Origin of the sequence: Bradyrhizobium sp. WSM2254 (assembly GCF_000472645.1) — a bacterium.
Lineage (GTDB): Bacteria > Pseudomonadota > Alphaproteobacteria > Rhizobiales > Xanthobacteraceae > Bradyrhizobium > Bradyrhizobium niftali.
Genome location: NZ_AXAB01000060.1, coordinates 25,931 through 48,795, shown reverse-complemented (window position 1 = coordinate 48,795; position 22,865 = coordinate 25,931). Strand labels below are relative to the sequence as shown.

The window sequence follows — 22,865 nt, the reverse complement described above, 5'->3', positions numbered from 1 at the left end:
GCGTGAGCCGCCCTCCGAGGGCGACAACTACAGATATTGGCAGGCAATTGCCGCGACTAAGGCCTTCTCTCGTGACGTCTTCAGCCTCAAAAGCCAATAACGCAACAGGCCCACAAGGGGAGAGCGAAGAAGCGCGTGCGTATCGCGAAGAGCTACGACCGCGCGCTCCACTGCCGCGATGTCGTAACCACCTGCTCCTGCGGCTCCTCAACGCGCGTCCAATCGTTGCCCGAGCACCAGAAGTGGCCGAGCGCGCAGGCCTCGACGTAGAGCCTGCCGGCGCTCTTCAACGTCATCCTCGCATAATAGGTGTTGCCGGTGGAGCGGCTGTAGATGCTGCCGGTCCAGACGTCGTGCGATTTCTGCTTCATGTTGACGAGCACGCTCTCGCCCCTGCTCGACGCCTCGGTCAGCGCATAGCCGCACAGCGCGGAGCCGCAGCGTTCGATGCGGACCGTGCCCTTGGCGCCGTCGCTTTCCCACTGCCCGAGCGGCATGCCGGGCGACTCGTCGTCACTGCGCTGTGCGATCGTCGTGGTCGGCTTGATCTCTTGCTTCGGCGCGACGACCGGCGGCTCCATGCGCGGCGGATCGAGCGCGATCGCCCTCGGCGGCTCCACGCGCGACGGCTCGACCCGTGGCGGATTGGGGCTCAGGGCCTCGCTCCTTGGTGCCTCGGATCTTGGCGCCGGCGGCAGCACAACGGGCTGCGACGTCGTCGCGGCGACGACGGGCGGCGCAGGTAGCGGCGCGACCGCAATCGCCTGTGGCTGCCGGGCCTGGGTTGCCGGATAGACCGACTGCGGCGCCTGGACAACCGGCGGTGGGACAGGCGGAGCGGGTTTCGTGGCGACGTCCTCCGCCGGCCGAAGGTTGCGATTGGAGGAAATCGAGACGCAGGAAGCGGATCGGCAATTCCTGGGCGCCTCGACATGGAACCGGTGGCCGCCGATCGAGAACGCGTAGGAACCGGCCTGGGCTGAAGGCGCAATCGCCAGCAGCGCGATCAATGTGCCAAGCGAAGTCGCAAGCCGCGTCATCGGCGCCTCCCCCTCTTCTGTCGCGACGACGTTACGCGGGATGGACCGCGGCTGAATGTGCGCTGCCTCACCCAAGCGCGCGGGAGTCATTGTGACGTCCATCACGGAAGGCCGGACGGGCCGGACGTAGGGTCGAACCACGCATCGTCCACCAGCGACTTCAGTCCATATCGGGACCACGCATTTTTCGGAGGTTGTCATGAACAAGCTCACCATCGCCGCCACCGCACTGTTCCTCGCGTCGACCGCAGCCGCTCATGCCGGCAATTCGATCTCGTTCCAGATCGAGGGCCAGCACATCCGCATCGAGACGCCGCGCAACTGCGCCTCGCTCGACTGCGTGACCATCGTCGCGCCGGGCCTGTCGGACAAGCCGATCAAGCTGAACAACATCAACCTCAAGGGCCTTGGCTCCAAGGACGATGACGTCGACACCACGCCGGCTCCGGCCACCACCGCGCAGCCCGCGCCGACTCCGGTGCAGCAGCAGCCCGTGCAGCAGGCGCCGGTCCAGGCGACCGCGCCGGCCGCGCCTGCGGTTGCCGCTCCCGCAGCGCCCGCCACGACGGTTGCCGCCGCTCCGTCCGTCGGCTTCGACAACACGGTGCAGCCCGCACCCGCTGCGGCTCTCGTTGCTGCTCCCGCGCCCGCTCCGGCTCCGGTGGCCGCTGCGCCGGCGCAGGTCGCCAACACGCCGATCGGAATCTGGGCGACCGAAGAGAACAAGGGCAACGTCCGCGTCGAGCAGTGCGGCGCCAATCTCTGTGGCTACGCGCAGAAGACCAATGAGCGGATCCTGATCAACATGAAGCCCGAAGGCTCGAAGTGGAGCGGCCGCATCCACGATCCCGACTCCGGCCGCAACTACGACTCGACGATCGCGATGAAGGGCCCGAATGCGATGCGCGTGCAGGGCTGCGCCTTCGGCGGCATGTTCTGCGGCGGCCAGACCTGGAAGCGCGTGGGCTGACGCGCGGAGCGCGTCATCCCGGGGCGATGCGAAGCATCGAACCCGGGATCTCGCGCTCCAAGCACCACCGTTCGTCATGCCCGGGCTTGTCCTGCCTGCGCGGCCGAAGCCGCTTCGGCGAGGCGAAGGCCCGGGCATCCACGTCATTAGTGCCGCGCGGCGGGCACACTTTATCCCCTCACCCTGAGGAGCCTGCGCAGCAGGCGTCTCGAAGGGCGAGGCCCGGACCGGCAGCCAGGCCTCTATGGTTCGAGACGCGCGCAAGGGCGCGCTCCTCACCGTGAGGGGAGAGAACACCGTTTGAATGTTCGCCACGTCCATGCAACAGATGTTCATCGGCCATTCAGCTAGCCCCGGCTGAAATCAGCCGCTCTCACCTCGCGTTTCTCACCGGGACCTCTTCGTGACTTCATTGGTGGCTTGGCGCCGCTTCGTGTTTGCGATTCCGCTGCTGGCCTTGCCGCTGGCCGGCGCGAGCGGGGCGTTCGCATCCGACGCAATCGAACTCGCACAGGCGCAGCCGCAGGCACAGCCGGCGCCCGCTCCCTCCCCGGCGCCCACAGCCTCGCCGACACCGGCCACCGACGCACAATCCGCCGCCGTCGAGCCGATCGGCAACGTCGCGACCGTGACGGGGATAGCGACCGTGATCCGCGACAAGAATTCCTATCCGCTGCGCGTGCGCGACGACATCTATCTCAACGACGTCGTGCAGACCTCGTCGAACTCCTCGCTCGGAATCACCTTCAACGACGCGACCACGTTCAACCTCTCCGCCAGCGCCAAAATCACCATCGACAATTACGTCTATGAGGACGGCGGCAAGCAGAACTCGGCGATCTTCGACATCGGCAAGGGCACGGTTGCCTTCGTTGCGGCGGCGGTGGCGAAGACCGGCGACATGAAGATCGCGACGCCGACCGCGACGCTGGGCATCCGCGGCACAACCGGCGTCGTCGACGTGCCCGAGGGCGCGGCCGCGAGCCGCGCGAGCAACGTCAACATCAAGCTCTATCCCGACGCCGACGGCCGGGTCGGGCACATCGAGGTCAACGACCGCAGCAGCGGCACGCGGCTCGGCGCGCTGACGCAAGGCGCGAGCGGCTTTGCGATTCGCCCCGGCACGGGCGGCGCCGGCGGCATGCGCTTTGCAGCCGTGCCGATCACCATTGCCCCGCAGCAGATTGCACGCGACCGTGGCTTCGTCAGCCAGGTGCATCTGGCACAGACCACGGGCCGCCAGATCGTCACCGAGCAGCGCGACTTCCGCCGCGCCAATCCGACCGCGATCAGCCGCATTCCGCGGCCGGCGCAGGCGCCGCAGCAGCAACAATTGCGGCCGACGACGGCGCCCGGCCAACAGCCGCAGCGGCCCAACGGTCAGCCCGGCCAGAACAACCGTCCGGGTCAGCAGCCGCCGGGCACGCCAAACCGGCAAGGCGCACAGCCGCCGCAGCGGCAGGGCCAGGGACAACAAGGACAAGGCGGCGCGGTCCAGCCGGGTACGCCGCGTGCGGGCCAGCAGCAACACGGTCAGCAGCAGGGTGCGGGCCGGCCGGCCGGCGCATCGCGCACCGGACCAGGCACGCCGCAAACCCTGCCGCCGCGCGCCGGCCAGACTCCCGTGCAGCCCGGAGCAGCCGTGCCGCCGCAGCCGGGCACGACACCGCAGCCGCAAACGCCGCGCACCGGATTGCAGCCGGGCCAGCCGCCCGTAGTCCAGCGGCCAGGCGGCATCCAGCGCCAGGGCGGATTCCAGCAGCGCCTCCCCGCCGCACACCCCCCCGCAGCACCGCGCAAGCCGGCGCCCGCTCCGAAGGAGAAGAAAGAGCGGCGGTGACAGCGCCGCCCCTCACCATGAGGATCGACGTCGAGCACGATCAGCCTCCTCCGTCATTGCGAGCGCAGCGAAGCAATCCAGAGTCTCTCCGCGGAAAGATTCTGGATTGCTTCGCTGCGCTCGCAATGACGACCTGGATAGAGCTCGCGCGATCCAACAGGCTAATTCGCGGATACGTCCTCACCCACAAGCAGGGCGTGATGACAACTCACGCCTCGCCGCGCAGCCAGGCCTTCACCTTTTGCAACAGACCGTGGCGCAGTTCGTCGACTGACGCTGCTTCGGCGGGCGTCAGCGTCTGCAAGGCTGCATCGACGCCGTCGGTCGCCGGCGGCGGCTCGGGTGCGGGCGGAGATGCAAGGCCGGCGGCGGCGATCGCGAGCGGGCCGATCTGCATCAGGAAGGCGCGCTCGTATTCGCGCGACAGCCGCGCGATTGCATCCTCCAACGTCAGCCAGTCGACCGCCTTGATGTCGTTCATCAGCTTGCGGACCGGACCGCCCCAGGCCTCCATGCGCCAGAAATGCACGACCTTGAAGCGGCCGCCCGACTGGTAGACGAGCGTTCCCAGGAATTCGTGGATGGCGACCTCGTGACCGGTCTCTTCCAGCACCTCGCGGTGCGCGGCCTCCTTCGGCGTCTCGCCGTCGTCGAGCTTGCCCTTCGGCAAAACCCATTCGTTGCGCTTGCGCTGGCGCACGACTGCAATCAGCGGCGGCGCGCCGCGCCGCAGCACAATACCTCCCGCCGCCATCACCGGCGCCCGCGCCATCGAAAAGTCCCGTCGTATCAAACCGTCCCGCGGACGATATAGGCGGCCGAGACGGCGGAATGAAGACTAGTTTTTTCTCAGCAGCGCTTGACCGGCGCGGATGCGGGTACCCTCGGCGATGCCGTCGCAGAATTTGAAATCGCCGGGCGTGAGGATGATGATGGTCGAGCCGTGCTCGAACCAGCCGAGCTCCTCGCCCTTGCTCACGTTGACGTCGCAGGGGAAGTTGACCGGGCCCCTCGTCTGCGCGTTCAGCACCATGTCGAGGAAATGCAGGCGGATGCTCGCGACCAGGATCGCCGCGACCGGCACCAGCGTCACGGCCTCGCCGGTCGACAGATGCGTCCGGATCACCGCGCGCTCGTTCTTACAGAAGAGACGCTCGACCCGCTTCAGCGCGATCGGGTTGACGTTCCAGACGTCGCCATGGATCAGCGTCACGCGCTCGATGTGTGCGTCGTAGGGCGCATGGAAGCGGTGATACATGCTCGAGGTCAGCCGCAGCGTGACGAAGGAGCCGTTGCGGTGCTGGTCCACCAGGGCGGAATCGCCGAGCAGGTCGAGCAGCGAATAGGGCGCGCCCTTGACCTGGAACAGCTCGGTATCCGCGATCCGGCCATGCGCGCCGACGATGCCGTCCGAGGGGCTGGCGACAATGGAAGGGTCCGGATCGAACGGACGCAGGCCAGGCTTCAGCTCCCGGGTGAAGCAGTCGTGCAGACTCTTGAAATGGGTCTTCCGCGCCTCCGACAGGTCGAGGTCGGAGAACAGCTTCCACAGCGCGATCGAGGCGTCCCGCACAAGCGGATTCTCGATCTTGGAGAACCAGCCCATGAAGCGGGTCAGGGCCGCGCGGGGGATGCGGTTGGTCAACAGGAAGTTGAGGTCTTCCTGCTGGGTGAAAGAGGCGATGAGGGCTTTGACTGTCATGAATCTGTCAGCTCGCAGTATTAGCGCTTGTTGTCATGGAAACGACACTCCCGATTCTCTCGATGTCCGTGGCCGCCGCAGCGTCCGCTGCCGCTGCCTTCCCGAAGCTCAAGGCGCGGATCGAACTCTCCCGCGCCAAGCACCGCTCGCTCGCCGGGCACTCCAAGATGTCGCGCCGGGTGGCCCGGCTGCTCCCGTTCTACGAGTTCGGGGACGACGACTACTTTGCCTGCGACGGCGCGCCGGCGAACATCGCCGCCCGGCGCAAGGACGGCTTCTTCCGCCTCGCAAGCCTCTACGCCGAGCGCTACCCCAAGGGGCGCGCGATGACGAAGGAAGCGGCGGAAAAGATCTCCGACCTGCACTTCACCGAGACCTACCGCGTGCCGTTCCAGTTCTCGCGCCTCGTCCGCGAGCATCTGGGCACCTCGACCTTCATGGAATCCTCGCGCGGCGTCACCGTCACCGATGTCGACGGCAACACCTCCTACGACCTCACGGGGTCCTACGGCGTCAACATCTTCGGCAACGACTTCTACAAGGAGTGCATCGAGGGATCCGAGAAGCGGGCGCATGCGCTTGGACCGGTGCTCGGCCCCTATCACCCCGTCATCCTCGATAACGTGACCCGGCTGTGCCAGATTTCCGGCCTCGACGAGGTCTCCTTCCACATGTCCGGCACCGAAGCCGTGATGCAGGCGGTGCGGCTCGCGCGCTACCACACCAAGCGCACGCATCTCGTCCGCTTCGCCGGCGCCTATCACGGCTGGTGGGGCGACGTGCAGCCCGGCGTCGGCAATCCGATTCCCGCGCACGAGACCTACACCCTCGCCGAGATGTCGGAGAAGACGCTGCATGTCCTGCGCACGCGCAAGGACATCGCCTGCGTGCTGGTCAATCCGCTCCAGGGTCTGCATCCGAACGGCAACGCGCCCGGCGATTCCTCGCTGGTCGATTCCTCCCGCGGCGGCAACTTTGACCGCGCGGCGTATACCGAATGGCTCAAGAAGCTGCGCGAGGTCTGCACCGAGCGCGGCATCGCGCTGATCTTCGACGAGGTCTTCGTCGGCTTCCGTCTCGCCGCCGGCGGCGCCCAGGAATACTTTGGCGTGCGCGCCGACATGGTGACCTACGGCAAGAGCCTCGCCGGCGGCCTGCCGGTCGGCGTGGTGTGCGGCAAGCGCGAGCTGATGCGCCGCTTCCGCGACGATCGTCCCGCCGACATCTGCTTCGCCCGCGGCACCTTCAACTCCCATCCGTACGTCATGACGGCGATGGACGAGTTCTTGAGCCGGCTCGCCAGCCCGAACTTCCGCGCCATCTATGACGGGCTGGACGACACCTGGAACGGCCGCGCCCAAAAGCTCAACCAGATGATGACGGAGGCCGACCTGCCGGTGCGGTTCGCAAACTTCTCGTCGATCTGGACGGTGAAATACACCACGCCGTCCCGCTACAACTGGATGCTGCAATATTACCTGCGCGCCGAAGGCCTGGCGCTGAGCTGGGTCGGCACCGGACGGTTGATCTTCAGCCTCAACTACACCGAGGCCGATTTCACCGAAGTCGCCGAACGCTTCGTCCGCGCCGCCGAAAAGATGAAGGCCGACGGCTTCTGGTGGCACGACGGCGCGCTCACCAACAAGCAGATCAAGCGGCAGATCTTGAAAGAGATGCTGGCCAAGCGCTTCGGGCGCTGAGGCCGGCTCTTCGATCATAAGCACAGTCATTCCGGGGCGGTCCGCAGGACCGAACCCGGAATCTCGATATTCCGGGTTCGATGCTGCGCATCGCCCCGGAATGACGACATGCATAGCCCCCAAGACGTGGATGCCCGGCACGAGGCCGGGCATGACGCAACCATCAGACATCGGAGTGTTGTGTGTACGCAGCGCGCTCAGGCGTGCTGCTCTTCGAGCGTGGGCTCGGAGATCAGGCCCAGCGTGTGCTCGGGGTTGAGGTGCAGGCCGGGGTCCATCAGCTCGCCGCGCATCAGGGCGAGCGGCGCGCTGCGATAGAGCATCAGATCGTGGAAGGGGTCGGTCAGGATCTTGGTCATCCAGACGAGGCCGGTCTCGACGTCGCGGATGAAGAACAGGTGCACGGTGCGGAACAGAAGACCGCCGCCGCCGACCACGAGCCAGATCTTGGCGACCTGCCGCATGAAATCAGTCGCGCTCGCCCAGGGCGTGAACAGGCCGAACAGCGTGGGATCGGCAAGCAGCACCAGCGGCGAGGCCGCCCAGATCGCCATCAGAACCACCTTGCGCTGAAGGTTGTAGCCGACCTTGATCTCTTCCTTGTACTCGTGCGTCGCCTGGTTGACGTGGTCGTAAGTGTGCGGCTCGAAGAAGAAGTGACCGGCCTGGCGCGAGGTCATCGAGACCAGCCAGCCGACCAGCGCCGAGATCACGGGATCGATGAACAGCCAGACATAGGCGAAGAGGAAGCTCAGCGCGCTGATGAAGTGCAGGCTCTGATTGATGCGGCTGTGGTGATAGTAGCGATGGTCGTCCCAGCGCTGGATCCGCAGCTGCTCGAGATAATTCTTGATCATGCTCTCCCCCAAAATGCTTTCGGGTACGGGATTACAGGGATTCGATGTACGCCGTGTGACATCATCATTTTGTCATGTGACGATGTGCAGCGGCGCGATGACGCACGGGTTACTCTCTCCCCTCATCCTGAGGAGCGCGGAACGCGCGTCTCGAAGGATGAAGGCCGAGCTGCATCAGCCGGGCCTTCATGGTTCTCCGAGCGATGCGAAGCATCGTCCGGGAGACGGCGCTTGCGCGCCTCCTCACCATGAGGAGAGGCCGTTACGCTGCCTTGGCGACGTCGACCTTGCGGAAGCGCACCAGCGAGAAATGGCCGAGCGGCGGAATCAGGCGGCGCTCGGCGAGCTCGATGCCGGGAGCGCCGGCAAGCCACTTGGCGTAGCGCGACCAGGCGAACTCAGCGGTGCGGAAGCCGAGCGGCCGCACCACCGGCTGCAGCTTCTGCTCGATGAAACGGCGCATGCCGGCATCGGCGCTGACGCGGGTGAGGATGATCAGCTCACCGCCGGGGCGCAGCACGCGGGCGAATTCGTCGAGCGCCTTCTCCGGATTCGGCACGGCGGTGACGACATATTGCGCCATCACGACATCGAAGGAATTGTCGGGGAATTCGAGCTTCTCGGCGTCCATCACCGCGAGGCCCTCGACGTTCTTCAGCTTACCCTCGGTGACGCGCTGGCGCGCCTTGTCGAGCATCGCTTCCGAGATGTCGGTGCCGAAGATGCGCAGATGCGGCGCGTAGAGCGGCAGCGAGATGCCGGTGCCGACGCCGACCTCGAGCACGCGGCCGCCGATCTTGTTGGTGGCCGCGATCGCCGCCTGCCGGCCCTTGGCGAATACGCCGCCGAACACGAGATCGTAGACGGGCGCCCAGCGATCGTAGGCCTGCTCGACCGTGCCGCGGGTGAGGTCAAGCTGCTGGGTGCCGTCAAGGTTCATGATCTTAGCCATCGGTGAGGTTCTCGCTGTGGGTCAAAGTTAGGATCAACCGCGCACCGGCCGCCGCGCCATCACCGGCGAGGCGCGCAAGGCACGGCTGGGCTGAAGTGAGGTGAGGTTGCCGACGAACTGGCGCGCGCTGTTCTCCCAGGAGCGCTCCAGCGCGAAGTTGCGGCAGGTCTCGCGCGACATGGTGAGTGCGCGCAGGCACCCGGTGCGCAGATCGTGGTCGATCGCGCCGATCGGGTGACCGGCGATGACGTCCTTCGGACCCGTCACCGGAAACGCCGCAACCGGCGTGCCGCAGGCGAGCGCCTCCAGCTGCACCACACCGAACGTATCGGTCAGGCTGGGAAATACGAAGACATCGGCAGCGGCGAGATGCGCGGTGAGATCCGCGCCCTTCTTCTCACCGAGGAAGACGGCATCCGGATATTTCTTCTCGAGCGCCGCCCTCTGCGGGCCGTCGCCGACGACGACCTTGGTGCCGGGCAGATCGAGCGAGAGGAACGCGTCGAGGTTCTTCTCCACCGCCACGCGGCCCATCGTCATGAAGATCGGGCGCGGCAGATCAAGCTTGGCCGGAGCGTCGGGGTGGAACAGCTCGGTGTTGACGCCGCGCGTCCAGAAGCCGAGCCGCTTGAAGCCGCGCTCGGACAGCTCCTGCCGCAGCGACGGCGTCGCCACCATGGTCATGGCCGCGGCATCGTGGAAGTGGCGCAGCACGGCATAGCCGACGCTCGCGGGGATGCCGGTCCGCACCGAGACATATTCCGGAAAGCGCGTCGTATAGGAGGTGGTGAAGGCGAGCCGGTTGCGGCGGCAATAGGCCCGCGCGGCCCAGCCGATCGGGCCCTCGGTCGCGATGTGCAGCGCTTCGGGCGCGGCCTTCTCGATCCGCCGCGCGATCTCCTTAGCGCTCGGCAGCGCAATGCGCAGGCCCGGATAGGTCGGCAGCGGCCACGACGGGAAGCCGTCCGGCGTGAGGAAGTCGATCTCGACGTCGAGGGCCTTGGCGGCACCCGCCAGCGAGGTCAGCGTCCGGACCACACCGTTGACCTGCGGATGCCAGGCGTCAGTCGCGATTAATACCCGCATGGGAAAATCCCGAGAGTTTGATGATTCTCGGCTTAGGACCATCAACCACGGATATTTCAGGCGTGTGACGTCACAGAAGTGTCGGCCCGCTGTTTTGTTCGTTAACGAGCGCGCGCGGCCACGAAACTGTCATGAAACAATCCTTGCCGCGATGAAACCGTTTTCGGTTTTCCGCGCAAACGTCCCGAAACTTATTGCCGTTAGTGATCTAGGCAACGGAGCACCGCAATGGTGCCGCGGTGGACAAAACACCGAGCAAACAGGGGCGATCACATGTTCAATCTGGACACGTTCAAGACGTATTCGCGCGCCGTTGCTTTGGGCGCAGTCGCTGTCACCGCGATCGCATTCGCAGGTCCGGCCAAGGCCGCGCCGGTGCAGCTCTTCCCCTTCTTCCAGCCGCTGCCCCCGATGGCGGCGCCGCAGCCGATCCAGCCCTATCAGCCCTACCAGGCGACGCCTTACCAGGCCGCTCCCTCCGAGGACCAGGACGCGGTCGAGATGCCGGCCCGCTTCCGCCGCCAGACCGTCTCCTACGCGACGCGCGAAGCGCCGGGCACCATCATCATCGATACGCCCAACACCTATCTCTATTACGTGCTCGGCAACGGCCAGGCCGTTCGCTACGGCATCGGCGTCGGCCGCGACGGCTTCACCTGGTCCGGCATCCAGTCGGTGACCAAGAAGGCCGAGTGGCCGGATTGGACCCCGCCGCCGGAGATGATCGCCCGCCAGCCCTATCTGCCGCGCCACATGGCCGGCGGCCCCGGCAACCCGCTTGGGGCCCGCGCCATGTATCTCGGCGGCACCATCTACCGCATCCACGGCACCAACGCCCCCGAGACCATCGGCAAGCACGTCTCCTCCGGCTGCATCCGCATGACCAATGACGACGTCACCGACCTCTACTCCCGCGTCAACGTCGGCACCAAGGTGATCGTGCTGCCGATGACGGAGCGGCGCGCGGACCTCGGCGCCGCGACGCGCTAAAGCGACAGGACATTGTGACGCAAACGGCCCCGGAACCCACCGGGGCCGTTTTCGTTGGCCCTCGACATCCCGATGCGCACTTGTAGCGGCGCGATCCCCGATGGAGGCGCTAGATGCAATCCCGCCTGCAAACGTCGCCAAGCCCATGGCTGCGCCCGATCGCCGGCGCGGGAGCATTGACGCTGCTGCTGTTCGCGCCCTCCTCGCTCGCCCAGCAGCCGGCGAACGACGAGGCAGCTCAGCAGGCGTTCAACAATTCCTGCCGCACCTGTCACTCGGTGAAGGAAGGCGACAATCGCCTCGGCCCCAATCTCAGCAAGATCGTCGGACGCAAGGCAGGCTCGCTGCCCGACTACAACTACTCTCCGTCGATGAAGGAAGCCGGCTTCGTCTGGGACAAGGACAAGCTCACCCGCTTCATGGTCGAGCCGGATGAAGTCGTCTCCGGCAACAAGATGCAGCCCTATGGCGGTGTCTCCGCGGACGAAGCCGCCAAGGTGGTTGCGTATCTGCAGGCGGCGGGCAGCCAATAGGATTGCGGCAGCGCAGCTACGTGCCGGTCGGCTCATATCGTCGCTCGACCTGGAACGATTTCGCCGTGATCAACCAAGCGTCCTTGATGCGGTGATAGGCCAGATAATCAACGTATTGGAGCACATCGATCCGGACCCGGACCTTGACCAGGGCTTGCAGGGGCGAGGCCAGATCGATCAGCAATATCTCCTGAAGGCGCGGAGCACCCTTGGATTTGGGCGACGGGGTCGACGCCAGCACCGTCCTGTAGTCGCCAGCCGGCAATATCCGCAGCTCGCCATCGCGAAATCCGTGGAGCTGCGCGGTCGGCGCAAAGACGGGGTCGAACTGCGACACGTCGTTGTCGTACATCAGCGTGAAGTAACGTTCGACAGCCTCCAGCAGGGGCGCGAGGTTCGGGCCTTCGGTCATGGTTCACTCCATCAGCAGAAAACGGCGGAGCACTGCATCCCACGGAAAGCCGAGGCATGTCCTTGCGAAGTAGGCTAGTCTCGGCGGCGCCGGCGCAACATTGCGCCCTTCTTGATCCAACGGGATGCGGTTCATGCCAAAATGCGAGCTGGATGCGATCGACCGGCGCATCGTCACCGAACTCCAGACCAATGCGCGGTTGAGCAACATCGAGCTGGCTGACAAGGTCGGATTATCGCCGTCGCCCTGCCTGCAGCGGGTGCGGCGGCTGGAGCGGGACGGCTATATCGACGGCTACCGCGCCTCCTTGCGGCGCGCCCGCATCGGCCTCGGCTTCTCGGCCTTTCTCGGCGTCAAGATCAACGGCCATGCCAACGACCAGGCGCTGAGCTTCGAAAAGACCGTCGTTGCCATGCCTGAGGTCGTCGCCTGCCACCTCGTCTCCGGCGAAGCCGACTATCTCCTCGAAATCGTCGTGCCCGAGCTCGAGAACTACCAGCGCTTCCTCGTCGACAAGCTGCTCAACCTGCCGATCGTGCGGGAGGTTCGCAGCAGCATCGCGATTCAGACGCTCAAGGCCGGCGCGCCCCTGCCGCTGGCGCATCTCGCATAGCCATGATCAGACTGCTGACACCCGCCGACGCGGCTCTCTACCGTGCGATCAGGCTGGAAGCGCTCGCAGCCCATCCCGAAGCTTTTACCAGCACGCTCGAACGCGAGCGGGAGAAGCCCCTCGCGTGGTTCGAGGAGCGCCTCACGGCGTCGGACGTGTTCGGTGCGTTCATCGCGGGCGAGCTCGTGGGGACCGCCGGCTTCCGCCGGGAGGACGGCGCGAAGACCGCGCACAAGGCGGTTCTCTGGGGCGTGTATGTGCGGCCGCTGGCGCGGAAGTCCGGTACGGGGCGACTGCTCGTCGACGCGGTTGCAGCGCACGCCGCAAAGCGCGTCGAGCAGCTCCAGCTCGTCGTCGTTAGCGAGAACCAGGCCGCGTTGCGGCTCTACACCGCAGCCGGTTTCGTCGAATACGGCCGCGGGGTGAAGGCGCTGAAGCAGGGCGACCGATACTACGATGAGATCCTGATGGTCCTTTTCTTCTTCGGCGGAAGTAGCCGGTGACCGGCGCGGCCCCAGTGATGCCGGGGCCACTCTCATTTGCACCGGTGACCACCCGGCACTTACCGGCGGGCGCCACCTCGCCGCTCCGCGATCAGCCTCAGCCACGTCACCGAATGAAACGCGCTCATCAAGAGATACATCGGCACCATCCCGCCGAGCAGAGACCCCTGCCCGGCGCCGCACAGCATGTCGGCGGAGCCGCCGCCGAGCACGGCGGTCAGCACGGCCATGACGGCGAAGGTCGGCGTGGCCGCCAGAGCCAGCCATCTGGCGAGGTGGCGCGCGGCCATCACACCATCGCGGCTGGCGCCGGCCGCTGCGCTGACGGGACTAGTCACGGCCCGCCGCGGCCTCCTCGCGAAACGCCTTCTCGCCGGCGTCCGTGACCTCCACCCATTTCTTGTCGGGCGCTGCACCCTCCGTGTAGCTGTCGTGCCAGTTCCACCACTTGTAGGTCGGCGTCTGCGGATAGCCCTTCGGTGAATCCTCCCACACCTCCTGCCGGCCGAGCGGCGTGATGTCGAGATAGTTCCAGGTGCCGCCCATCTGCTCGTCGCCGCGGCTCTTGATGAAGTAGGTGCGGAAGATGCGCTTCCCGTCGTGGTAGAACACGTTGGTTCCGTGCCACTCGTCCACGCCGAAATCGGCATCGAAACCGTCGGTGATGGTGACCCACGGCAGGGTCCAGCCCATCCGCTTCTTCAGCTTGGCGATCTCGGCCTGCGGCGCGCGCGAGGCGAAGACCAGCGTGGTGTCGCGGGCGTTCAGGTGCGAGACATGGGCGACCTGGTCGGCGACCATCGAGCATCCGCGGCAGGCATGATCCGGCCAGCCGAACACGCCCGGCTCGAAGAAGGCCCGGTAGACGATCAGCTGCCGCCGGCCCTGGAACAGGTCGAGCAAAGTGACCTTGCCGCCGGGCCCCTCGAACGCATAGGTTTTGTCCACGACCATCCACGGCATGCGCCGGCGCTCGGCGGCCAGCGCGTCGCGGGCGCGGGTTTGCGCCTTTTCCTTCACGAGCAGTTGCTGACGGGCTGCCTCCCAGTCCTGCGGCGACACCACCGGCGGTGTTTGCATGGCGGCCTGTCCGTTACTTCCTGCTTTTTCTGCTGACGTCATCATGGCTCTCCAAACCTCTCTCCTGGGCTCTCATTCCGCGTCTCGCTATGACAGACGTGGAACCGCTCGCCCCTCACCGCACATTGTCGGCCGTCAACGATTTCTGGCACCAAGCGGTTGCCTGGTGGGAGTAACAAGTGTGGCGGGATTGAAATGGAGTCGCTGATCACGGCCGCCGCGCGTGCGCTCGAGGCTGGCGATCCGCTCGGCGCACTGAACCGTGTCGCATTGCGCAACGATGCCCCGTCGCTGGCGCTGCGCGGCATCGCGATGGCGCAGCTCGGCGATCTCGCTAAGGCGAAGGCGCTGCTGCGGAGCGCCGCGCGCGCCTTCGGTCCGCGCGAGGCGGTGGCGCGGGCAAGATGCGTCGTGGCGGAAGCCGAGATCGCGCTCGTCTCGCGCGACCTGAACTGGCCGGCGAAGACCCTCGCAGCCGCGCGGGCGACGCTCGAACAGCATGGCGATCTCGCCAATGCCGCCCATGCCGGCCACATCGAGGCGCGCCGTCTCCTCCTCCTCGGACGCATAGACGAGGCAGAGCGCACGCTGGCCGAGGCCGGCAGCGCATCGCTCCCGCCTGCGTCTCAGGTGGCGCGCGAGCTGGTGGTCGCGGGCATTGCGATACGGCGGCTCAGGACAGAAGCCGCGCGCACCGCGCTCGACCGCGCGGCCAAGGCAGCGCGGCTGGCGGGAATCCCGACACTCTCGGCCGAGGTCGACAGCGCGAACCGCATCCTCGACACGCCGGCCGCGCGACTGATCGCGCGCGGCAGCGAACACCCGTTATTGCTCGGAGAGGTCGAAAGACTGGCGACCTCGACAGCGCTCGTCGTCGACACCTTCCATCATGTCGTGCGCAGGCAAGGCGTTGCCGTGTCGCTCGGAACGCGGCCCGTGCTGTTCGCGCTGGCCCGCCTTCTGGCGCAGGCATGGCCCGCGGACGTCTCGCGAGAGATGCTGATATCAGGTGCGTTCCGGGCGAAGCACGCCGATGAATCGCATCGCGCGCGATTGCGCGTCGAGATCGGGCGGCTCCGCACCCAGCTCGAGCCGTTGGCCGACGTCAGCGCGACGAAGCAGGGTTTTGTGCTGGCGCCGCGCAAGACGCGCGACGTCCTCGTGCTGGCCCGGCCCGTCGAGGAAAAGCACGCCGCCGTCCTCGCCTTCCTCTCCGACGGCGAGCCATGGTCGAGCTCGGCGCTCGCGCTGGCGCTGGGAGCGAGCGCGCGGACGGTGCAACGGGCGCTCGAGGAGCTCGCACGATCGAACAAGGTGCAGTCGTTCGGACACGGACGGGCGCGCCGCTGGATGACCCCGCCCGTCCCGGGCTTCCCGACAGGCTTGTTACTCCCCGGACCGCTGCTGAAGACGTAAGATGGATCAGTTCACAGGGATCAAGCACATGAAACGTTCAGCCGCCGAGATCGTCAGGGAGTACGGGCCCTTTCCGGGCGTCGAGGCCGTGCATGGCGTCACCTATGACGGCACGCATGTCTGGTTCGCATCCGGCGACAAGCTGAACGCGGTCGATCCGGCCAGCGGCAAGCTCACGCGCTCGATCGACGTCGCCGCGCACGCCGGGACGGCGTTCGACGGCCGGCACCTGTTCCAGATCGCCGAGGACCGCATCCAGAAGATCGACGCCGCGACCGGCAAGGTGGTGAACACCATCCCGGCGCCCGGCGGCGGTGGCGATTCCGGACTTGCCTGGGCGGAGGGGTCGCTGTGGGTCGGTCAATATCGGGAGCGCAAGATCCACCAGATCGATCCGGAGACCGGGACGGTGCTCCGTACCATCGAGAGCAAGCGCTTCGTGACCGGGGTGACGTGGGTCGACGGCGAACTCTGGCACGGCACCTGGGAAGGCGACGATAGCGACATCAGGCGGATCGATCCTGACACCGGCAAGGTGCTGGAGCAGCTCGACCTGCCTGCGGGCACGATGGTCTCGGGCCTGGAGTCCGATGGCGGCGATCGCTTGTTCTGCGGCGGCGGCAGCGCCGGCAAGGTGAGAGCGGTCCGCCGCCCGAGGCGCGACTAGCCCCGCGATGACGGCCTGAATATGCGGCAATTGCGCGTTCGCGGCCGTTAACACATTCGCCCCAATTCCACCCCATCGATGCGCTCTAGCGCCCTTCTCTCCCGCCCTGTAGAATCCCCGCGGGCGGCCTGGGGGTGAGATGCGTCTGGCGTTGAATTTCAAGACTATCCTGATCGCGGTCACGGTGCTCGCGGCGTCGTTCTTCATCAGCCTGAAGGCGATGGACTGGCTGTCGCCGCGCGCGACGAATTCGGCGCCCCCGGTCGCGCAGCTGCCGCCGCTGCCGCCGGTCTCGAAGAGCTCGATCGTGATGGCGCCGGTCGCCATCGCGGTGTCGGCGATCCGCGAGCAGGCCGAGAAGGCCGCGCCGCGCAATTTCGCCGGCAAGGCCGACAACCCGATCTCGCAGATCCTGGAGAACGCCGACATCGGCTGGTCCGCCGTGCGCGGACCGATGGCAGCTAGCGGCGACAAGGACGTGCTGACGATCTCGACGCCGCTCACCGGCAAGCTGAACGTGACGGGCTCGCTGTCGTCGAAGGCCACCGGCGCGCTCGGCGACGCGCTCGGCAGCGTGCTCGGCGGTGACGCAGCGAAACGGATCGGCGCGGTCAACATCAAGAATTTGAACGCCAGCGCCGAGATCAAGGGCAACGTGGTCGTCACCTCGCGTCCGAAGCTCGCAGCGAACTGGCATCTCGAGCCCAATCTCGGCGCCCAGGTCAATCTCGGTGACACCAACCTCGCGGTCGCCGGCGCCAAGGTCAACGTGCCGGCGCAGGTGAAGCCGCTGATCGACAAGAACGTCGGCGAGCAGATCAACGTCGTCTCCGAGCGCATCCGCAACGATCCTTCGCTGCGGGAGAATGCGAAGCTGCAATGGGCCAAGGCCTGCCGCTCGATTCCGCTGCAGGGCTCGGGCTCCTCCGCCGCGCTGCCGCCGCTCTGGCTCGAGATGAAGCCGACCCGCGCCATCGCCGCGCAGCCGCGCGTCGACGCGCAGGCCGTGACGCTGCTGCTCGGCCTCGAGCTCGAGACGCGCGTGACCTCGACAGCGACCAAGCCGGAGTGTCCGTTCCCCGACAAGATCTCGATCGTGCCGCCGACCGGCACCGGCGTGAACATCGGCGTGCCGATCGACGTCCCCTTTACCGAGATCAACAAGCTCATCGCGGCGCAGATGGCCGGCCGCACCTATCCCGAGGACGGCTCGGGCCCGGTCGACGTCACCGTGAAGAGCGTCAACGTGGTCCCGTCCGGCGACCGGCTGCTGATCTCGCTCCTGGTGCGCGCGAAGGAGAAGAAGAGCTGGCTCGGTCTCGGCGCCGAGGCGACCGTGCATATCTGGGGCCGGCCGATGCTCGACCAGGCGCAGCAGACGCTGCGGCTCGCCGATATCCAGCTCGCGGTGGAATCCGAGGCCGCCTTCGGGCTGCTCGGCGCGGCGGCGCGCGCGGTGGTGCCGCAGATGCAGCAGGCACTGGTGCAGAAGGCGACGCTCGACCTGAAGCCGATCGCCGCCAACGCGCGCGAGAAGATCGCGGCCGCGATCGCCGACTACCAGAAGAGCGAGGACGGCCTCAAGGTCGACGCGAAGATCGACAGCCTGACGCTCGCCGACATTGCCTTCGATTCCAAGACGCTGCGCGTGGTCGCCGAGGCCGGCGGCTCGCTCAACGTGTATGTGACGAAGCTGTCGGGGATGTAGCGCGCCTTCGCTGTCCGGGCCCGCCCGCGCCTTCGTCGCTTGCGCCGCTGGCATTCTCGTCGGAGGGTGCTAAGCTGTTGCTCGTAACCTCGAACGAGGTCCTGGCAGCACTGTAGCTGATAACGCGAGGACAAGATGGAAGCCGGCATGGTCACGTCTGCGCCGGCACTGGTGCGCTTCTCCGGCATTCAGAAAACCTACGATGGCGAGCACCTCGTGGTGAAGAACCTCGATCTCGACATCAGGAAGGGTGAGTTCATCACGCTGCTCGGCCCGTCGGGCTCGGGCAAGACGACCACGCTGATGATGCTGGCCGGCTTCGAGGTTCCGACCCAGGGCGAGATCTACCTCGCCGACCGGCCTATCAAGAACGTGCCGCCCCATAGGCGCGACATCGGCATGGTGTTCCAGAACTACGCCTTGTTTCCGCACCTGACGATTGCGGAAAATATCGCCTTCCCGCTGTCCGTTCGCAAGACGAACAAGGCGGAAGCGCAGGAGCGCGTCAGGGCGGCGCTCCGCATGATCAAGATGGAAACCCTGGCGCACCGGCGGCCCGGGCAGCTGTCGGGCGGTCAGCAGCAGCGCGTGGCGCTGGCGCGCGCACTGGTTTTCAATCCGCAACTCGTGCTGATGGACGAGCCCCTTGGCGCCCTCGACAAGCGCCTGCGGGAGCAGATGCAACTGGAGATCAAGCAACTGCACGAGACGATGGGCATCACCGTCGTCTACGTCACCCACGATCAGAGTGAAGCGCTCACCATGTCGGACCGCATCGCCGTGTTCAACGACGGCATCGTGCAGCAGATCGACAGGCCCGACGCGCTGTATGAGCATCCGGTGAACAGCTTCGTCGCTCACTTCATCGGCGAGAACAATGTGCTGGCCGGCACCGTCGAGACGGTCGAAAAAGAATATTGCCGCGTCGCGCTGGCTGGTGGCGGCGCCGTGACCGCGCGGGCGGTCAATGTATCAGGCGCGGGCGCTTCAACCTCCCTATCGGTGCGGCCGGAGCGCGTCGCCATTGTCCCGGATGGCACCTCCAGCGAAGGACCGAACCGGCTGCCGGCCAGGGTGCAGAACACCATCTATCTCGGCGACCACGCGCTGGCCGTGCTGAATGTCGCCGGCAACGGGGAGTTCATGGTCAAGCTTCAGCCGGGAGCGCATGACAGCCTGAGACATGGTAGCCTGAGGCCCGGCGAAAGCGTGTTCATCACGTTCCGCCCCGAGGATTGCCTGGCCCTCGATCCCGCCTGATCCAACGCAAGCGGATCCGCATCGATCAACTTCAACGCAACTCACATGAAGAAGGAACAAAGACCATGCTGAAGCGCAAGATTGGCAAGATCGCTCTGGGGCTGGCCGCGGCACTGAGCGCCAGCGCTGCACTGGCGACGGTCGCGCAGGCGCGTGACCTCACGGTCGTGTCGTGGGGCGGCGCGTATCAGGATGCCCAGAAGAAGGTCTATTTCGAGCCGTTCAAGAAGGCAGCCGGCGTCCCGATGAACGACGAGTCCTGGGACGGCGGTGTCGGCGTGTTGCGCGCCAAGGTGCAGGGTGGCGCCGCCACCTGGGACGTCGTCCAGGTCGAGAGCGACGAACTCGCTGTCGGCTGCGAGGAAGGCCTGTTCGAGAAGCTCGATTACTCCAAGATCGGCGGCGAGGCGGCCTATATCCAACCGTCGGTCAATCCCTGCGGCGTCGGCGCCATCCTCTATGATTTCGTCCTCGGCTACGACAAGGACAAGCTGAAGGACGCGCCCAAGGGCTGGGCCGACTTCTTCGACACCAAGAAGATTCCGGGCAAGCGCGCCCTGCGTCAGGGTCCGAAGACAACGCTGGAGATCGCCCTCATGGCCGACGGCGTCCCGCCGAAGGACGTCTACAAGGTGCTGGCGACCGACGAGGGCGTCGATCGCGCGTTCAAGAAGCTCGACACCATCAAGGGCGACCTCGTCTGGTGGAAGGCCGGCGCCCAGCCGCCGCAATTGCTGGCCTCCGGCGAGGTGGCGATGACCTCGGTCTACAATGGCCGCATCGACACCGCGAACAAGAACGAGAAGAAGAATTTTGGCATGGTGTGGGACGGCGCGCTCTTCACCCTCGACAGCTGGGTCATCCTGAAGGGCAGCCCGAACAAGGACGCGGCCTACAAGTTCCTGGACTTCGCGGGCAAGGCGGAGAACCAGTCGAAGCTGTCGGAGAACATCGCCTACGGCACCTCGAACAAGGACGCCGCCGCCCTGATCCAGCCGGCCGTCCTGAAAGATCTGCCGACCGCGCCTGACAACATCAAGAACGCGGTCGAGATCAACGTTGGCTTCTGGCTCGAGAACATCGACCGCTTGACCGAGCGCTTCAACAAATGGGCCGCGAAATAGCGCGACCAAACGGCTGTACAGCACAGGCGGAGGGGCGCGCCCCTTCGCCGTGCCCCTTGCCTGAAATGATCACCCCATGACAGCAGTGTCCCTGACCGGCGCCGATGCCAAGACCGAGATGCCGCTCAAGCGCCGCCTGAAGCGGGCGGAGCGCGCACGCCAGATCAAGGCATTGGCGCTGGTTCTGCCGCTTTTGCTGTTTCTGCTCTTCACCTTCGCTGGGCCCATCGCGGGCATGCTGTGGCGCGCGGTCGATGACAGGGAGGTGCGTCAGATTCTGCCGCAAACAGTCGCTGCTCTCGCCAATTGGGACGGCAGGGACCTGCCGGACGAAGGGGCCTTTGCTGCGCTGGCAGGCGACATCCTGGCGGCCCGCACCTCCGGCACCATCGCCGTCGCGGCCAAGCGGCTCAACTACGCGCTGAACGGCTTTCGTACGATCCTGACCAGCACGGCACGCAATCTGAAGGCGATGCCGGAGCGAGGGGCGGCCAAGGAGACGCTGGGCAAGATTAACCCGGCCTGGCGCGAACGCGCCACCTGGACGACGATCAAGGACGCCGGTGGCCCAGTGACCGGCTTCTACCTTCTGGCGGCGCTCGACCTGACGCGGAACGCGGACGGCGCGATCGTCGCAGCCCCGCCGGATCAGGCCATCTATCGCGACGTTTTCGGCCGCACCTTCCTCATCAGCCTCAGCGTCACGGCACTCTGCCTGATCCTCGGCTTCCCGGTCGCGTACCTGCTGGCGACACTGCCGCCGGGCCGGTCGAACCTGCTGATGATCTTCGTCCTGCTGCCGTTCTGGACGTCGCTTCTGGTCCGCACCTGCGCCTGGATCGTGCTGTTGCAGAGCAGGGGCGTCGTGAACGACAGCCTTCAGTGGCTTGGCATCATCGACCAGCCGTTGCGCCTGATCTACAACCGCTTCGGTGTCTGCGTGGCCATGACCCACGTTCTCCTGCCGTTCATGATCCTGCCGCTCTACAGCAGCATGAAGGCGATCTCGCCTGCCTACATGCGTGCCGCCGCCTCGCTCGGTGCGCCGCCGGTCACCGCCTTCCTGCGGATCTACCTGCCTCAAACTCTGCCCGGCATCGGCGCGGGAAGCCTGCTCGTCTTCATCCTGGCACTCGGCTACTACATCACACCGGCACTCGTCGGGGGCGCCGCCGATCAGATGATCAGCTACTTCATCGCGCTCTACACGACCGAGACGGCCAATTGGGGCCTTGCTTCGGCGCTGGGTGCGGTGCTGCTGCTGGCCACCATTGTGCTCGCGCTCGTCTACGGCAAGCTGGTGCAGGGACAGCAGGTCACGGGAGGAATGAAGAATTGAGCGACAATTCGTCCCTCCGCACGCCCAGCCAGCGCATCGCGTGGACCGCGACCATCATTGTCTCCACGCTGGTATTCATCTTCCTGATCGCGCCGATCCTTGCCATCATGCCGCTGTCGTTCAGCTCGGGCTCGTACCTCACATATCCGCTGCCAGGCCTCTCCTTGCGCTGGTACGACGACTTCATCAATTCGCCGCGCTGGATGAATTCGTTGAAGAACAGCATGATCATCGGTGTCGCCTCGACCCTGTTGTCGATGGTGCTGGGTACGCTGGCCGCGCTCGGGCTGGCGCAGTGGAAGAGCCGGTTCAAGCCGCTCGTGCTGGCGTTCGTGCTGTCGCCGGTCGTCGTGCCCGGTGTCATCACCGCGGTCGGCCTCTATTTCTTCTTCGCGCCGATCGGACTGACCGGCAGTTATCTCGGCTTGATCCTCGCCCACACCGCGCTGGCGACGCCCTTTGTGGTGATCACGGTCGGCGCGACGCTGCAAAGCTTCGACACCAATCTGGCACGCGCCGCCGCCTCGCTCGGTGCCTCGCCGCTCTATGCTTTCCGCCGCGTGATCCTGCCGCTGATCCTGCCCGGCCTCGCCTCAGGTGCGCTGTTCGCCTTCGCGACCAGCTTCGATGAGGTGGTGATCGTGCTGTTCATGGCGGGGCCGGAGCAGCGCACCCTGCCGCGCGAGATGTTCAGCGGCATCCGCGAGAACATCAGCCCGACCATTACGGCAGCGGCGGTGGTTCTGACGACCGTATCGGTCATCCTCCTCGCCACCCTAGAAGGCCTGCGCCGACGCAACGAACGGCTCAAGGGCAGCAGCGCCTGACCGGTGGTGCACATTTTCTTCCTTCTCCCCTTGTGGGAGAAGGTGGCGCGTAGCGCCGGATGAGGGGTTGCCTCCGCAAATACGAATGCAAGATGGGTGCGTGCGGAGAGAACCCCTCACCCGTCTCGCCGCTACGCGGCGAGCCACCCTCTCCCACAAGGGGAGAGGGTAAAAACACCGCCGCCCCCTGCTTATTTCTCACCCCCCTCACGCATCTGTGGCTTAGCTGCCGCGGCCGTTTGTCGC

The 22,865-nt window shown here is 66.1% G+C and carries 23 protein-coding genes; 14 read left to right on the top strand and 9 right to left on the bottom strand.

Annotated elements, in window-relative coordinates:
• Positions 1-152: 152 nt before the first annotated feature.
• Positions 153-1,040, bottom strand: a complete 888-nt coding sequence (locus tag A3M7_RS0134260) for a DUF2147 domain-containing protein (protein ID WP_027547959.1) — start codon at positions 1,038-1,040, stop codon at positions 153-155.
• Between the two features lie 199 nt (positions 1,041-1,239).
• Between A3M7_RS0134260 and A3M7_RS0134255 the strand changes: the two genes are divergently transcribed.
• Complete coding sequence (locus A3M7_RS0134255) at positions 1,240-2,010, top strand: DUF2147 domain-containing protein (protein ID WP_027547958.1); 771 nt, start codon at positions 1,240-1,242, stop codon at positions 2,008-2,010.
• Between the two features lie 412 nt (positions 2,011-2,422).
• Positions 2,423-3,850, top strand: a complete 1,428-nt coding sequence (locus A3M7_RS0134250; protein WP_049823866.1) for a FecR domain-containing protein — start codon at positions 2,423-2,425, stop codon at positions 3,848-3,850.
• A gap of 208 nt (positions 3,851-4,058) precedes the next feature.
• Here A3M7_RS0134250 and A3M7_RS0134245 read toward each other — a convergent pair whose 3' ends face one another.
• Positions 4,059-4,622 carry an NUDIX hydrolase gene (locus A3M7_RS0134245; protein WP_027547956.1) on the bottom strand — a complete coding sequence of 188 codons (564 nt, stop codon included), beginning with the start codon at positions 4,620-4,622 and terminating at the stop codon, positions 4,059-4,061.
• Positions 4,623-4,688: 66 nt separating this feature from the next.
• A complete protein-coding gene (gene asd / locus A3M7_RS0134240; RefSeq protein ID WP_027547955.1) occupies positions 4,689-5,552 on the bottom strand; it encodes an archaetidylserine decarboxylase in 864 nt (287 codons plus the stop codon).
• A gap of 35 nt (positions 5,553-5,587) precedes the next feature.
• Between asd and A3M7_RS0134235 the strand changes: the two genes are divergently transcribed.
• A complete protein-coding gene (locus A3M7_RS0134235; protein ID WP_027547954.1) occupies positions 5,588-7,252 on the top strand; it encodes an aminotransferase class III-fold pyridoxal phosphate-dependent enzyme in 1,665 nt (554 codons plus the stop codon).
• Between the two features lie 197 nt (positions 7,253-7,449).
• On the opposite strand, the gene A3M7_RS0134230 is transcribed toward A3M7_RS0134235, so the two are convergent.
• The 3 genes from A3M7_RS0134230 to A3M7_RS0134220 all read right to left on the bottom strand — a co-directional run bounded on the left by A3M7_RS0134230 (position 7,450) and on the right by A3M7_RS0134220 (position 10,147).
• Positions 7,450-8,109 (bottom strand): hypothetical protein, encoded by a 660-nt coding sequence (locus tag A3M7_RS0134230; RefSeq protein ID WP_027547953.1) that lies wholly within the window; start codon positions 8,107-8,109, stop codon positions 7,450-7,452.
• A 262-nt stretch (positions 8,110-8,371) separates the two neighbouring features.
• Complete coding sequence (locus A3M7_RS0134225; protein ID WP_027547952.1) at positions 8,372-9,061, bottom strand: methyltransferase domain-containing protein; 690 nt, start codon at positions 9,059-9,061, stop codon at positions 8,372-8,374.
• Between the two features lie 33 nt (positions 9,062-9,094).
• A complete protein-coding gene (locus A3M7_RS0134220) occupies positions 9,095-10,147 on the bottom strand; it encodes a glycosyltransferase family 1 protein (RefSeq protein WP_027547951.1) in 1,053 nt (350 codons plus the stop codon).
• Between the two features lie 273 nt (positions 10,148-10,420).
• On the opposite strand from A3M7_RS0134220, the gene A3M7_RS0134215 reads away from it, so the two are divergent.
• A complete protein-coding gene (locus A3M7_RS0134215; protein WP_027547950.1) occupies positions 10,421-11,137 on the top strand; it encodes a L,D-transpeptidase in 717 nt (238 codons plus the stop codon).
• A 113-nt stretch (positions 11,138-11,250) separates the two neighbouring features.
• Positions 11,251-11,670, top strand: coding sequence for a cytochrome c family protein (locus A3M7_RS0134210; protein ID WP_027547949.1), 420 nt, complete (start codon positions 11,251-11,253; stop codon positions 11,668-11,670).
• Positions 11,671-11,686: 16 nt separating this feature from the next.
• Here the strand turns inward: A3M7_RS0134210 and A3M7_RS0134205 are convergent, their stop codons facing one another.
• Entirely contained in the window at positions 11,687-12,082 is a 396-nt protein-coding gene (locus tag A3M7_RS0134205; protein ID WP_027547948.1) for a nuclear transport factor 2 family protein, read from the bottom strand.
• A 133-nt stretch (positions 12,083-12,215) separates the two neighbouring features.
• Between A3M7_RS0134205 and A3M7_RS0134200 the strand changes: the two genes are divergently transcribed.
• Positions 12,216-12,695: an Lrp/AsnC family transcriptional regulator gene (locus tag A3M7_RS0134200; RefSeq protein ID WP_027547947.1), complete on the top strand. Its 480-nt coding sequence runs from the start codon at positions 12,216-12,218 to the stop codon at positions 12,693-12,695.
• 2 nt (positions 12,696-12,697) lie between these two features.
• Positions 12,698-13,198 (top strand): GNAT family N-acetyltransferase, encoded by a 501-nt coding sequence (locus A3M7_RS0134195; RefSeq protein ID WP_027547946.1) that lies wholly within the window; start codon positions 12,698-12,700, stop codon positions 13,196-13,198.
• A 59-nt stretch (positions 13,199-13,257) separates the two neighbouring features.
• On the opposite strand, the gene A3M7_RS0134190 is transcribed toward A3M7_RS0134195, so the two are convergent.
• Together A3M7_RS0134190 and A3M7_RS0134185 are read right to left on the bottom strand one after the other, a co-directional pair.
• Positions 13,258-13,536: a hypothetical protein gene (locus tag A3M7_RS0134190; RefSeq protein ID WP_027547945.1), complete on the bottom strand. Its 279-nt coding sequence runs from the start codon at positions 13,534-13,536 to the stop codon at positions 13,258-13,260.
• Positions 13,529-14,323 (bottom strand): thioredoxin family protein, encoded by a 795-nt coding sequence (locus tag A3M7_RS0134185; protein WP_027547944.1) that lies wholly within the window; start codon positions 14,321-14,323, stop codon positions 13,529-13,531. Before A3M7_RS0134185 ends, A3M7_RS0134190 begins: the two co-directional genes overlap by 8 nt.
• 150 nt (positions 14,324-14,473) lie before the next feature.
• On the opposite strand from A3M7_RS0134185, the gene A3M7_RS0134180 reads away from it, so the two are divergent.
• The 7 genes from A3M7_RS0134180 (at position 14,474) to A3M7_RS0134150 (ending at position 22,619) form a co-directional block, all read left to right on the top strand.
• Positions 14,474-15,694: a hypothetical protein gene (locus A3M7_RS0134180; protein WP_027547943.1), complete on the top strand. Its 1,221-nt coding sequence runs from the start codon at positions 14,474-14,476 to the stop codon at positions 15,692-15,694.
• A gap of 28 nt (positions 15,695-15,722) precedes the next feature.
• On the top strand, positions 15,723-16,361 hold the full coding sequence (locus tag A3M7_RS0134175) for a PQQ-binding-like beta-propeller repeat protein (protein WP_027547942.1): 639 nt from the start codon (positions 15,723-15,725) through the stop codon (positions 16,359-16,361).
• A 139-nt stretch (positions 16,362-16,500) separates the two neighbouring features.
• A complete protein-coding gene (locus A3M7_RS0134170) occupies positions 16,501-18,069 on the top strand; it encodes a DUF4403 family protein (RefSeq protein ID WP_027547941.1) in 1,569 nt (522 codons plus the stop codon).
• A gap of 135 nt (positions 18,070-18,204) precedes the next feature.
• The gene (locus A3M7_RS0134165; protein WP_027547940.1) at positions 18,205-19,329 is read left to right on the top strand and encodes an ABC transporter ATP-binding protein; all 1,125 of its coding nucleotides are present in this window, start codon (positions 18,205-18,207) and stop codon (positions 19,327-19,329) included.
• 65 nt (positions 19,330-19,394) lie between these two features.
• On the top strand, positions 19,395-20,453 hold the full coding sequence (locus A3M7_RS0134160) for an ABC transporter substrate-binding protein (RefSeq protein WP_027547939.1): 1,059 nt from the start codon (positions 19,395-19,397) through the stop codon (positions 20,451-20,453).
• Between the two features lie 76 nt (positions 20,454-20,529).
• Positions 20,530-21,792, top strand: a complete 1,263-nt coding sequence (locus tag A3M7_RS0134155; RefSeq protein ID WP_027547938.1) for an ABC transporter permease — start codon at positions 20,530-20,532, stop codon at positions 21,790-21,792.
• The gene (locus A3M7_RS0134150) at positions 21,789-22,619 is read left to right on the top strand and encodes an ABC transporter permease (protein WP_027547937.1); all 831 of its coding nucleotides are present in this window, start codon (positions 21,789-21,791) and stop codon (positions 22,617-22,619) included. Before A3M7_RS0134155 ends, A3M7_RS0134150 begins: the two co-directional genes overlap by 4 nt.
• Positions 22,620-22,865 lie beyond the last annotated feature (246 nt).

Bases quoted from the DNA above. Each gene is read 5' to 3' on its own strand.
- A3M7_RS0134260 (WP_027547959.1), bottom strand. From the start codon at position 1,040: ATGACGCGGCTTGCGACTTCGCTTGGCACATTGATCGCGCTGCTGGCG.
- A3M7_RS0134255 (WP_027547958.1), top strand. From the start codon at position 1,240: ATGAACAAGCTCACCATCGCCGCCACCGCACTGTTCCTCGCGTCGACC.
- A3M7_RS0134245 (WP_027547956.1), bottom strand. From the start codon at position 4,622: ATGGCGCGGGCGCCGGTGATGGCGGCGGGAGGTATTGTGCTGCGGCGC.
- asd (WP_027547955.1), bottom strand. From the start codon at position 5,552: ATGACAGTCAAAGCCCTCATCGCCTCTTTCACCCAGCAGGAAGACCTC.
- A3M7_RS0134235 (WP_027547954.1), top strand. From the start codon at position 5,588: ATGGAAACGACACTCCCGATTCTCTCGATGTCCGTGGCCGCCGCAGCG.
- A3M7_RS0134230 (WP_027547953.1), bottom strand. From the start codon at position 8,109: ATGATCAAGAATTATCTCGAGCAGCTGCGGATCCAGCGCTGGGACGAC.
- A3M7_RS0134225 (WP_027547952.1), bottom strand. From the start codon at position 9,061: ATGGCTAAGATCATGAACCTTGACGGCACCCAGCAGCTTGACCTCACC.
- A3M7_RS0134220 (WP_027547951.1), bottom strand. From the start codon at position 10,147: ATGCGGGTATTAATCGCGACTGACGCCTGGCATCCGCAGGTCAACGGT.
- A3M7_RS0134215 (WP_027547950.1), top strand. From the start codon at position 10,421: ATGTTCAATCTGGACACGTTCAAGACGTATTCGCGCGCCGTTGCTTTG.
- A3M7_RS0134210 (WP_027547949.1), top strand. From the start codon at position 11,251: ATGCAATCCCGCCTGCAAACGTCGCCAAGCCCATGGCTGCGCCCGATC.
- A3M7_RS0134205 (WP_027547948.1), bottom strand. From the start codon at position 12,082: ATGACCGAAGGCCCGAACCTCGCGCCCCTGCTGGAGGCTGTCGAACGT.
- A3M7_RS0134200 (WP_027547947.1), top strand. From the start codon at position 12,216: ATGCCAAAATGCGAGCTGGATGCGATCGACCGGCGCATCGTCACCGAA.
- A3M7_RS0134195 (WP_027547946.1), top strand. From the start codon at position 12,698: ATGATCAGACTGCTGACACCCGCCGACGCGGCTCTCTACCGTGCGATC.
- A3M7_RS0134185 (WP_027547944.1), bottom strand. From the start codon at position 14,323: ATGATGACGTCAGCAGAAAAAGCAGGAAGTAACGGACAGGCCGCCATG.
- A3M7_RS0134180 (WP_027547943.1), top strand. From the start codon at position 14,474: ATGGAGTCGCTGATCACGGCCGCCGCGCGTGCGCTCGAGGCTGGCGAT.
- A3M7_RS0134175 (WP_027547942.1), top strand. From the start codon at position 15,723: ATGAAACGTTCAGCCGCCGAGATCGTCAGGGAGTACGGGCCCTTTCCG.
- A3M7_RS0134170 (WP_027547941.1), top strand. From the start codon at position 16,501: ATGCGTCTGGCGTTGAATTTCAAGACTATCCTGATCGCGGTCACGGTG.
- A3M7_RS0134165 (WP_027547940.1), top strand. From the start codon at position 18,205: ATGGAAGCCGGCATGGTCACGTCTGCGCCGGCACTGGTGCGCTTCTCC.
- A3M7_RS0134160 (WP_027547939.1), top strand. From the start codon at position 19,395: ATGCTGAAGCGCAAGATTGGCAAGATCGCTCTGGGGCTGGCCGCGGCA.
- A3M7_RS0134155 (WP_027547938.1), top strand. From the start codon at position 20,530: ATGACAGCAGTGTCCCTGACCGGCGCCGATGCCAAGACCGAGATGCCG.